The sequence below is a fragment of the Paenibacillus swuensis genome (assembly GCF_001644605.1).
Lineage (GTDB): Bacteria > Bacillota > Bacilli > Paenibacillales > DY6 > Paenibacillus_N > Paenibacillus_N swuensis.
In genome coordinates, this window is sequence record NZ_CP011388.1 from 2,619,383 (window position 1) to 2,630,000 (window position 10,618).

The window sequence follows — 10,618 nt, forward strand, 5'->3', positions numbered from 1 at the left end:
GAAAGAGATAGGCATACTACATGATTTAACCGATTTGGTTTAATAGAGGTCGACGTTTTGAAGGAGGGTTATTTTAATGATTGAAATCGAAAAGCCGAAAATAGAAACCGTAGCAGTAAACGAAGACGGAACGTACGGACGGTTCGTGATTGAACCGTTGGAGCGTGGCTACGGCACGACATTGGGGAATTCCCTGCGCCGTATCCTCCTGTCTTCCCTGCCTGGCGCAGCGGTAACCTCGGTTCAAATCGACGGAGTACTTCATGAGTTCTCCACGATTCCCGGTGTTAAGGAAGACGTTACGGAAATTATTCTAAACCTCAAAGGGCTATCGTTGAAAATTCATTCCGACGAGGATAAGGTGCTCGAAATCGATGCAGACGGCGAAGGCAACGTAGTTGCCGGAGATATCCGCGCGGACAGCGATGTCGAGATCCTGAACCCGGACCTTCATATTGCGACCTTGTCTTCGGATGCTAGATTGCATATGCGCGTCTTCGCTAACCGCGGACGCGGCTATGTGCAAGCTGACCGGAATAAGAAGGAAGAGCAGTTGATCGGAGTCGTTCCGGTAGATTCTGTCTACACGCCGATTACCCGCGTCAATTACAGCATCGAAAACACTCGTGTAGGTCAAGTTACCAACTATGACAAACTAACCCTCGAAGTGTGGACAGATGGCAGCATCCGTCCAGAAGAAGCTGTAAGTCTCGGAGCCAAGATCCTGACAGAGCACTTGATGCTGTTCGTTGGTCTGACCGACGAAGCTAAAGATGCTGAAATCATGGTCGAAAAAGAAGAGGACAAAAAAGAAAAAGTGCTTGAAATGACAATTGAAGAGTTGGACCTAAGCGTTCGTTCTTACAACTGTCTCAAGCGCGCCGGCATCAATACCGTTCAAGAGCTGATCACGAAAACCGAAGAAGACATGATGAAAGTCCGCAACTTGGGACGCAAGTCTTTGGAAGAAGTTCAAGAGAAGCTGGAAGAGCTGGGCTTGGGCCTAAGAATGGAAGACTAATAGACTCAAGCTACAGTAGATACTGCAGTACTTTACGAAGGAGGGGAAACACATGGCATACCAAAAGTTAGGTCGTGACGCAAGCGCACGTAAAGCTTTATTCCGTGACTTGGTAACCGACTTATTTATACATGAACGTATTCAAACGACTGAAGCGAAAGCTAAAGAAGTTCGTTCTATTGCTGAAAGACTAATTACTCTTGCTAAACGTGGTGACCTTCATGCTCGCCGTCAAGTGGCAGCATTCGTTCGTCGTGAGCAAGTAACTGGAGATCAAGATGCGATCCAGAAGCTGTTCGACGAATTGGCACCTCGCTACGCGGAACGTCCAGGCGGATACACTCGTATTCTTAAGCTAGGACCTCGCCGCGGAGACGCAGCTCCTATGGTTTACTTGGAATTAGTAGACCGTACCTAATGGATTAAATGGGGAAAGGGTGGACAGAATCTTCGGATTCTGATGAAGCCCTTTTTTTGTTGAACGGAAACAGCGTGGCTTTAAGGCGGAGGACAAGCATGAGAAACCTGTGTATGGTGGTTAGTTATGACGGTACGAAGTATTTCGGATTTCAAACCCAGCCGGACGGAAACACAATCCAGGATCGAATCGAAGAGTCTATTTTCCGGTTAACGGGGGAAAAGCTCAAGATTACGGCCTCGGGTCGGACGGATGCCGGCGTGCATGCCAGAGGGCAGGTTTTTAACTTTTACACGGAGTCCGTTATCCCCATTGAACGTTGGTGTCTTGCGCTGAATAACCGACTGCCGGATGACATTGTGATTCTGAGAGCTACCGAGGTGTCAGAAGCGTTTCATTCTAGGCGCACCGCCAAGAAGAAAACGTACTGTTACACCATAAATGCCAATAGGTATCCGGATGTGTTTCATCAGCATTTGCAATTCCATCATCCGACCCGATTGAATGTGGAAGAAATGCAGGACTCATTAAAGCATCTGGTAGGAGAGCACGACTTTACTTCCTTTGCCTCCCGTAAATCAACGAAGGAATCCCATGTTCGAACCATCTATGAGGCAAGGCTCGTACATGAAGTGGATCACACTTCTTACCTAAGCGATCAATTGGGCATTCTAAAGCTCTACGTTACAGGTAACGGGTTTCTACACAATATGGTGCGCATTATCGTCGGTACCTTATTGAAGGTCGGAGAAGGCAAATGGAGCAGTCACGACATGTTACGGATACTAGAAGGTAAAGACCGTTCATTGGCTGGACCGACGGCCGTCGCCCAAGGTTTAATGCTGTGGGAAGTATTTTATGAAGAGATATAGGTCGTCTATTTATATTTTTAATAATATGGGCAAATGACTTGCATCTCAGGGTCTGATATAGTAATATATAACTTGGCGTTTCTTAATGGCTATCCCACAGCCCCGATTAAGAAAAGGCCACAAAACAGCTTTAAATGCATAACTTGTAAGACAACTGCAACATCTCAATATGACTATAACAATGAACGATAAATTCGGAATACCCCATCTACAAGGAGGATGAAACATGCGTACCACATTTATGGCTAAGCCTAACGAAGTTGAACGCAAATGGTACATCATCGATGCTACCGGCAAGACGCTTGGACGTCTGGCAAGTGAAGCTGCAAGCTTAATCCGCGGCAAACACAAACCCCAATTTACACCTCACGTTGACACTGGTGACTTTGTAGTTGTCATCAACGCTGAGAAAATTCACCTGACGGGTAAGAAGCTTCAGAACAAGATGTACTACCGTCACTCCATGTACCCAGGCGGATTGAAAGTTACTTCCGCTGCGGACGTATTGAACTCTGCTAAGTCTGAGCGTGTTGTTGAATCCGCAATTCACGGTATGCTTCCTAAGAATCGCCTTGGTGATAAGATGAAGCTTAAATTGAAAGTATATGCAGGTTCGGAACATCCGCACCAAGCCCAAAACCCTGAAGTGTACGAACTTCGCGGCTAAATAATAAGGAGGTCTGTATCGTGGCACAAGTACAATACTATGGCACAGGTCGTCGTAAACATTCGGTAGCGCGCGTTCGCTTAGTACCGGGTGAAGGACGAATCTTGGTCAACAAACGTGATCTGAATGAATATTTCGGTCTTGAAACTTTAAAATTAATCGTGAAACAACCTTTGGCTCTTACAGAAACTGTTGGCAAATACGATGTTCTCGTTAACACTCACGGTGGCGGTATGTCCGGTCAAGCCGGCGCGATCCGTCATGGCATTTCCCGTGCGTTGCTTAAAGCTGATCCTGAATTCCGTCCTTCTCTGAAGAAAGCTGGATTCTTGACTCGTGATCCTCGTATGAAAGAGCGTAAGAAATACGGCTTGAAAGCCGCTCGTCGCGCTCCACAGTTCTCCAAACGTTAAGAACTCAAGAAACCTTTTCTGTCTTGTGCAGAAGAGGTTTTTTTTTGCGCTATATTCACGTCCAAGCCTGTCAACGAATACCTATAAAAAGGACAAATCAATTCTACTAAAGACATTGACATTAGCCCCCTAACATTTATAATAAAATTAACATTAATCCTTATAAGCTTACTAGGAATTAAAGACGGAGGTATATGAAGATGAACTTGTTAGAGAAAGAAGCTTTAATACATGATGCCGCTGAGCTTCTGGAAACGGCTTCTCCCGAAGCTATTATAGAATGGGCTGTAGACAAATTTCCGAATATTACATTTGCCTGCAGTTTTGGCGCAGAGGATGTAGTGTTAGTTGATATGTTACAAAAGGTCAGTCCGAAATCGGATATTTTCTATCTGGACACGGATTTTCATTTTACGGAAACATATGAAGTTCGTGACCGTCTTGCCGAGAAGTACGGAATCAACTTCGTGCGTGTTGCGCCGCTGTTGACGCCTGAAGAGCAAGCTCTGAAGCACGGGGAGGAGCTCTGGACATCCGCTCCGAACGAATGCTGTAATATCCGCAAAGTGGAGCCGCTGACGCGAATCCTGGGCCAGTATGACGCTTGGATCACAGGGATACGCCGTGATCAGGCGCCGACAAGAGCGAACGCGAAGAAAGTCGAGTATGACTATAAGTTCGGATTGGTAAAGTTCAACCCGATCGCGAACTGGACTACAGACGACGTTTGGAATTATATTCGTACGAACGACATTATTTACAACACACTACATGATAACCATTATCCTAGCATCGGCTGCCACTACTGCACTCGTCAGGTCATGCCGGGAGAAGATCCGCGCGCCGGACGCTGGGCGGGTAATGACAAGACGGAATGCGGATTGCATAAATAAACTCACTTTAATTAGCCTATATTCAGCTACCGAACCGATAACGGAAGGGGAAACACAATGACTGCCATATTGCCTCATGGAGGAACATTAATTAACCGCATCGCCGAAGGACAAGAACGCGACGAACTTCTGGAACTGGTACCTACGCTTAAGTCCATATCTGTGAATACCTGGACGATCTCTGATTTGGATCTCATTGGGGTAGGCGCGTTTTCACCACTAACCGGTTTTATGAACGAAGATGATTATAGATCCGTGGTGGACCATATGCGGTTGGCAAACGGCGCGGTCTGGAGTATTCCAATTACATTGGCCGTGGAAGAGACTGTTGCGGCGGGAATTGCTCAAGGAGAGCGAGTTGCATTGATCGGGGATGAAGACGGAATTGCTTACGCCCTCCTGAATGTAGAAAGCATTTATAAAGTCGATCAGAAGGACGAGGCTGTCAAAGTATATAAGACTAACGATGAAGCCCATCCAGGCGTCCAGAAGCTTCTATCGCGCCCCTCCACGTATGTCGGCGGGTCCGTTATAGTACTAAACCGCCCTCAGCCGAAAAAATTCGACGAATTCTACTTTAACCCTAGCCGGACAAGAGAAATCTTCGCGGAAAAAGGATGGAGAACGGTTGTAGGCTTTCAAACACGCAACCCGGTTCACCGCGCGCACGAATACATTCAGAAAAGCGCCATGGAGATCGTGGACGGATTGTTTCTTAATCCGCTTGTCGGCGAAACGAAATCCGATGATATCTCCGCTGACGTACGTATGCGCAGCTATCTGGTGCTGTTGGAAAACTATTATCCGGATGATCGTGTATTCCTGGGCGTATTCCCTGCTGCGATGCGTTATGCGGGACCTCGTGAAGCCATCTTCCATGCCATGGTACGCAAAAACTACGGATGCACGCATTTTATTGTGGGACGCGACCATGCGGGTGTAGGTGACTACTACGGCACGTATGAAGCCCAAGAAATCTTTAGCAACTTTACAGCCGATGAATTAGGCATCACGCCTCTTTTCTTTGAACATAGCTTCTTCTGCACCAAATGCGGAAATATGGCCTCCAGCAAAACTTGTCCTCATGATTCCGGAGATCATCTGCATCTGTCCGGAACCAAGGTAAGGGCACTCTTACGCGATGGTCAATGCCCGCCTGCCGAGTTCACCCGTGCTGAAGTCGCTCAAGTGCTGATTGAAGGCATGAATGAGCAACTGGCTTCCACGAACTCATAATACATTGTCCAACAGGCCTTAGGGCATGTCATATTCGTCCACCTCGTCCCATATGATGATAAAGATCATTTGGGAAAACGGGGGTGGACTTTTTTTATGAGCCGGCAAAGACGAAGTATCATCATTTTATTAAACAAGAAAAGACTCTCGAAATTGGCTCTGTTTATGATTCTTGCGATGGCGATGGTTATGGTTTTTACCTACAAGCTGCCCTCAACGAAAACGTGGACCTATTGGACATTACCGTTGTCGGGGAAAACCATCGCGATTGATGCAGGACATGGCGGACCGGACGGCGGCGCCAGCAGTAAACTGGGCGTGATCGAGAAAGAGATTAATTTAGCCATAGCTTTACAATTAAGAGATTATCTTCAGCAGGCAGGGGCTATCGTCATTATGACCCGTGAGGAAGACAAAGATCTGGCTGATGAGGGAACGAAAGGGTATAGCCGGCGTAAATCTGAGGATTTGTTAAAAAGAGCTCAATTTATTAAGAGCAACCAAGCCAACCTGATGGTCAGCATCCATATGAATGCGATTCCTTCCGATAAGTGGTCTGGAGCGCAGACTTTTTATTATGATAAACATCAAGATAATCAACTGCTCGCGGCATTAATACAGGATGAAATCAAGAATAATTTGCAGAATACGACCCGTCAGGTCAAAAAGGTGCCTCATGAAGTTTTTTTGCTTAAAGCCATGGATATTCCCGCAGCGTTGGTTGAGGTTGGATTCTTGTCAAATTTAAGGGAAGCGGAGCTATTGGCAGACGCGTCCTACCAAAAAAAGGTCGCCGCTTCGATTTACACGGGGATTCTTAGGTACTATTCAGGCGAGAAGCTAACTTTATAAGATTTGTGATATACTATTCAGGTAAATCACAACATTTTAAGAGGTGCGCGTATGATTGTTAAAGAGCAGGTATGGGAAGCTTTGAAGCATTTGGAAGATCCGGTGTACCGTCGAAATATAATGGAATTGCATCTCATTCGGGATGTTATGATTAAAGAAAATCGTGTATCTTTGACGGCTCTGTTGACCATTGATCACGAGAATCGCAGAGCGGAGTTACAGCAAGAAATTACTAAAGCCGTGAAAGCGATCGGCGCGGAAGAAGTACATATTCGATTCAGAGCTATATCAGAATACGAGCGAGGCGAAGTTGCCAAGCAGCTGGAGGATGCCCAAGCGGTAAGGGAGCAAGGCAAACCCAACAGCTCTGTGCTGGATCCTGAAGCAGGGGTAGAATTCATCGCTGTAGCCAGCGGTAAAGGCGGCGTGGGTAAGTCCACGGTAACGGTAAACCTTGCGGTTGCATTAGCACGACAGGGGAAGAAAGTCGGGATTATCGACGCAGATATTTATGGTTTCAGTGTGCCCGACATGATGGGAATTGAAACACGTCCGGTGTTGGATGGGGATCGGATTATTCCTGTAGAACGCTTCGGCGTAAAAGTTATTTCGATGGGTTTCTTTGTTGAGGACAACGCCCCTATAATTTGGCGAGGCCCCATGTTGGGCAAGATGCTCCGAAATTTCTTCGCTGAAGTCGAATGGGGCGATGTGGAGTATATACTGCTTGATTTGCCGCCGGGTACAGGGGATGTGGCGCTGGACGTTCACAGCATGATCCCGCAGAGCAAAGAAATCATCGTAACCACCCCGCATGCCACAGCAGCATTTGTTGCGGCGCGGGCTGGGGCGATGGCGCTAAGAACGGAACATGAAATTCTGGGCGTCGTGGAGAATATGGCGTATTATGAGTGCGGATCCTGCGGGACTAAAGAATATGTGTTTGGTCGCGGAGGCGGAGGTAAGCTAGCGGAGTCTCTTCATACGGAATTGCTTGCCCAAATCCCTTTAGGCGCTCCTGATAATCCGTTGACCGATCCCGAATTCGCGCCTTCCATCTATAAATCCGACACAGCCACAGGTCAGATATACGATCAGTTAGCGCAACGAATTATAAACTAAAAACATGAAGGACCGATCCCATTTGAGGGATCGGTCCTTTTTAAAGCCAATTATCCTCCGCTGCCCGAGCCGGATTCGCCCCCGCCGCCACCGCCGCCTTCTTCGCCTCCGCCGGATGATCCGCCGGATTCTTTTGCTTTTTTCTCTTCGTCAGGCTTCAGTTGCTTTTCAACGACTTTATCTAATAACTCCAGTACCTCCATACGGAACAGAGGACTTTGAAAGGATTCTTGCATGATGGCCATGGTCTGCTTCCGGTATTGCGTACCTTTCATTAAATCGAGGAACATCTTTTCGATCTCCGGATCTTTCATCAAATCGGTTATGGATTTCTGGTATTGCGGATCTTTCATTAAGTCCTTATGAAGCTGTTTGTTGCCTTTCATAACCGTTTTCGCAAAATCACCGGCAAATTTAGGATCTTTCATCATTTCTTCAATTTTCTTCTCATACTCCGGTGATGTCAGAACCTCTTTTACCGCTAACGATATTTGCGCATTATCCGTGGAAGTTAACATATTCGCATGCATGCCGGTACCCGTTTCGCCCGATTGAGCTTCTTCAATGGCTTTTTTGCCTTCTTCCGTCTTCAGAATATCGACAACCATGTCTTTGACTTCCTTGTAATTAACCTGACTTTCTCCGCTTTCTTGAGAACCCGGGCCGCAGCCTGTACTTAGTATGATTAGGCCCGAGAGGGCTATAATATGCAGTTTCCGCATCGTCGGACCTCCCTTCCTGTAGTAATGTATAAGCTTAGTATGTTTTTGAAGGGGTTGGATTATGTTTATGAAACGGTTGGCATTTTAAGCAAATCGTTGGTACAATATTTTATTATGCGGAGGTGGAGCTTCATTGAATTTAAAGAAGTGGTTTTACTTATTTTGGACAACTTTGCTTACCGGCGGGATCAGCGCTGTCATTATAGGCATGGTGTTACGCTTTACAGATAAAGATATCGCTGTGGCGGGGTTAGGGGATATAAGCTTTAACTTCCTGACCATGTTTCTGGGGGGATTAATGTTCGGGGCCGTCAGTCAAATGGCTTTCTTTGCCTACCTGACCGTAAATTATATCTTTAAGGGTGTTTTTCGCTCCTATTGGACATTGGTGCAGGTTGGCATCATCATTATCACTCTATTCGAAGCGGCTTACTTAAGAATTCTGTATGATCAAAGCGGAGATGAAATTCTATCTGCCGTAACAGTGTCTGTTCTTGTCTTGTTGGGTGCGTTAGCGGTGACCTTATGGAAAGTCAGGTTGACGAACAAGTCAGCTTTCATTCCGACGCTGCTATGGATGACGGCAGGAACCATATTGGCATCCATACCAGGTCTACAGCAACATACGGCCGTAGCCATCCTATTCACGCTAGTCCCTATATTCTGTTGTAACGCATGGCAGATCTTACAGCTGCACCGTATATTGAACACCCCAAAGAGCTAATGCTGCCATTAGCTCTTTTTTTCATATATAGGGAGACACAACGTAATTACTTAAGGCCGTTTATCTTCCACTTGACGTTGGCTTACATCGGTTTGGCTCATTAATTCCGAAACGGTTACGAACTCATACCCTTTAGCGCGAAGATCGTCAATGATTTTGGGTAAAGCCTCATGAGTTTGTTTGCTTGAATCGCTGGCATGAAGAAGTACGATGTCGCCGGGATGAGCTTTGGTGGTAACACGATTGACGATATTCTGTGTGCCGCCGTTCTGCCAATCCAGAGAATCGGTTTCCCATTGTATGACGGTGTAGTTTAAATCTTTGGCGATCTGCAGAACTCTTCTGTCAAAATCCCCGTTAGGTAATCGTATCAAATTTGGTGATTTTCCGGTTACATCGGTTAATATACTATGTGCGGTTTGAATCTGCTTGCGGATGTCTTCATCACTGTATTTACTGTAGAAATCATGCTTGTGGCCATGGCTGCCGATTTCAAAACCGTTGTCTGCAATTTTCTTGACCAATTCGGGGTTTTGCTGGCTCCAGGTGGAGGAGAGGAAGAATGTAGCCTGTACCCCCTTGTCTTTCAAAAGTTGAATGATGGGCTCCGCCCGTTTATTCCCCCAACTGATGTCAAAGGTGAGAGCGATCACTTTTTTGTCCGTAGGGATACTGTAGATGGCTCCGGGTTCACTGGATGAAAATACTGTAATATTATCACGCTCCGTATAAATCACGCCGACGGTAAATAACGCCGCAATAAACATAAAGAAATTCCGCTTGATCTTTCGGCCGTTCATTACATAGAAAAAATTCATTTCATTTCCTCCTTCCGTTTCGTTATTAGAACCTACTAAAATGTATGCTCGTACAACCAGGATATTCACACTAAAGGAGGATTTTTATGACAAGCTTGAGAATTTTCAAGGAACAATTGCGATCCATCAAGAGATGGTTGGCAATAGCATTATTGCTATTTATTGCGGGAGCCGTTATGGGCGCAACGATGAATGTGTTTCAAGATTACGGCCAATCGCAAACGGCGGGCATTAAAGAGTTGGCGGAGCAGATTAACGCTCAGGAACATGCGAGATTCATTTTATTTGTGTTTATCTTTTTGAATAATGCAATCAAATCCGTAATCGTGATGTTTACCGGGTTGCTGTTCGGCATAATTCCGACGATATTTTTATTTATTAACGGGTTGGTGATGGGCTACATCTTCGGAATGGCTGCCGATCAAGGAGCGGACGTAGGGCGACTTTTCCTTAGGGGAATTTTGCCGCATGGTATTATTGAGCTTCCCGTCATGATAGTTTCCGGCGCCATTGGGTTGAATTTAGGTGCGTTAATGTGGAAGCGAATGTGGAATTGGAGGGGCATAAATCGCAGCGACAAAAAAAAGTCTGTTCGTGCCTATCTGCGTGATTTGGTGCCTGTCGCCTGGATCTTGGTGGCCTTGCTCTTGATTGCCGCTGTTATTGAAAGTACGATCACGTTCTGGTTATTGGAGAGGTAAAAAAGTTTTTTAGAGGCCCCATCATAAAATTTCCATTTATTGTGCATAACAGTAAAACGGTTGGAACGTTACTTCCGCAGACGCAGCACTATTTTCTCTCAGGGAGGCTTTTTACGGTTATGCTAGGGATCCTGTTTAATGACAAAGAATGCAAGGAAT

At 46.0% G+C, this 10,618-nt stretch carries 14 protein-coding genes (1 of these 14 only partly in view); 12 read left to right on the plus strand and 2 right to left on the minus strand.

Annotated elements, in window-relative coordinates:
- Positions 1–76 precede the first annotated feature (76 nt).
- From SY83_RS11525 to SY83_RS11565, 9 genes are all read left to right on the plus strand, one after another.
- The gene (locus tag SY83_RS11525; protein ID WP_068606639.1) at positions 77–1,021 is read left to right on the plus strand and encodes a DNA-directed RNA polymerase subunit alpha; all 945 of its coding nucleotides are present in this window, start codon (positions 77–79) and stop codon (positions 1,019–1,021) included.
- A 52-nt stretch (positions 1,022–1,073) separates the two neighbouring features.
- Positions 1,074–1,439: a 50S ribosomal protein L17 gene (gene rplQ, locus SY83_RS11530; RefSeq protein ID WP_068606641.1), complete on the plus strand. Its 366-nt coding sequence runs from the start codon at positions 1,074–1,076 to the stop codon at positions 1,437–1,439.
- Between the two features lie 98 nt (positions 1,440–1,537).
- On the plus strand, positions 1,538–2,311 hold the full coding sequence (gene truA / locus SY83_RS11535; protein WP_068606643.1) for a tRNA pseudouridine(38-40) synthase TruA: 774 nt from the start codon (positions 1,538–1,540) through the stop codon (positions 2,309–2,311).
- Between the two features lie 226 nt (positions 2,312–2,537).
- On the plus strand, positions 2,538–2,978 hold the full coding sequence (gene rplM, locus SY83_RS11540; RefSeq protein ID WP_068606645.1) for a 50S ribosomal protein L13: 441 nt from the start codon (positions 2,538–2,540) through the stop codon (positions 2,976–2,978).
- A 20-nt stretch (positions 2,979–2,998) separates the two neighbouring features.
- A complete protein-coding gene (gene rpsI, locus SY83_RS11545) occupies positions 2,999–3,391 on the plus strand; it encodes a 30S ribosomal protein S9 (RefSeq protein ID WP_068606648.1) in 393 nt (130 codons plus the stop codon).
- Between the two features lie 200 nt (positions 3,392–3,591).
- Positions 3,592–4,284 (plus strand): phosphoadenylyl-sulfate reductase, encoded by a 693-nt coding sequence (locus SY83_RS11550; RefSeq protein ID WP_068606650.1) that lies wholly within the window; start codon positions 3,592–3,594, stop codon positions 4,282–4,284.
- Positions 4,285–4,341: 57 nt separating this feature from the next.
- Positions 4,342–5,520, plus strand: coding sequence for a sulfate adenylyltransferase (gene sat, locus SY83_RS11555; RefSeq protein WP_068606652.1), 1,179 nt, complete (start codon positions 4,342–4,344; stop codon positions 5,518–5,520).
- A gap of 96 nt (positions 5,521–5,616) precedes the next feature.
- Positions 5,617–6,372 (plus strand): N-acetylmuramoyl-L-alanine amidase CwlD, encoded by a 756-nt coding sequence (cwlD, locus tag SY83_RS11560; protein WP_068606654.1) that lies wholly within the window; start codon positions 5,617–5,619, stop codon positions 6,370–6,372.
- A gap of 51 nt (positions 6,373–6,423) precedes the next feature.
- Positions 6,424–7,494 (plus strand): P-loop NTPase, encoded by a 1,071-nt coding sequence (locus SY83_RS11565; protein ID WP_068606656.1) that lies wholly within the window; start codon positions 6,424–6,426, stop codon positions 7,492–7,494.
- A gap of 50 nt (positions 7,495–7,544) precedes the next feature.
- Here SY83_RS11565 and gerD read toward each other — a convergent pair whose 3' ends face one another.
- Positions 7,545–8,216: a spore germination lipoprotein GerD gene (gene gerD, locus SY83_RS11570; protein WP_068606658.1), complete on the minus strand. Its 672-nt coding sequence runs from the start codon at positions 8,214–8,216 to the stop codon at positions 7,545–7,547.
- A 133-nt stretch (positions 8,217–8,349) separates the two neighbouring features.
- Here gerD and SY83_RS11575 point away from each other — a divergent pair, with 133 nt between their 5' ends.
- Positions 8,350–8,940: a KinB-signaling pathway activation protein gene (locus SY83_RS11575; protein WP_068606660.1), complete on the plus strand. Its 591-nt coding sequence runs from the start codon at positions 8,350–8,352 to the stop codon at positions 8,938–8,940.
- A 50-nt stretch (positions 8,941–8,990) separates the two neighbouring features.
- On the opposite strand, the gene pdaB is transcribed toward SY83_RS11575, so the two are convergent.
- Positions 8,991–9,758, minus strand: coding sequence for a polysaccharide deacetylase family sporulation protein PdaB (gene pdaB / locus SY83_RS11580; protein WP_068606662.1), 768 nt, complete (start codon positions 9,756–9,758; stop codon positions 8,991–8,993).
- A gap of 86 nt (positions 9,759–9,844) precedes the next feature.
- On the opposite strand from pdaB, the gene SY83_RS11585 reads away from it, so the two are divergent.
- Both SY83_RS11585 and SY83_RS11590 read left to right on the plus strand, forming a co-directional pair.
- Entirely contained in the window at positions 9,845–10,459 is a 615-nt protein-coding gene (locus SY83_RS11585) for a stage II sporulation protein M (RefSeq protein ID WP_068606664.1), read from the plus strand.
- 119 nt (positions 10,460–10,578) lie between these two features.
- On the plus strand, positions 10,579–10,618 hold the 5' end (the start) of the coding sequence (locus SY83_RS11590) for a hypothetical protein (RefSeq protein ID WP_068606665.1). Its footprint extends 182 nt past the window's final position; the window shows 40 of its 222 coding nt (coding positions 1–40); its start codon is at positions 10,579–10,581; its stop codon lies off the right edge, out of view.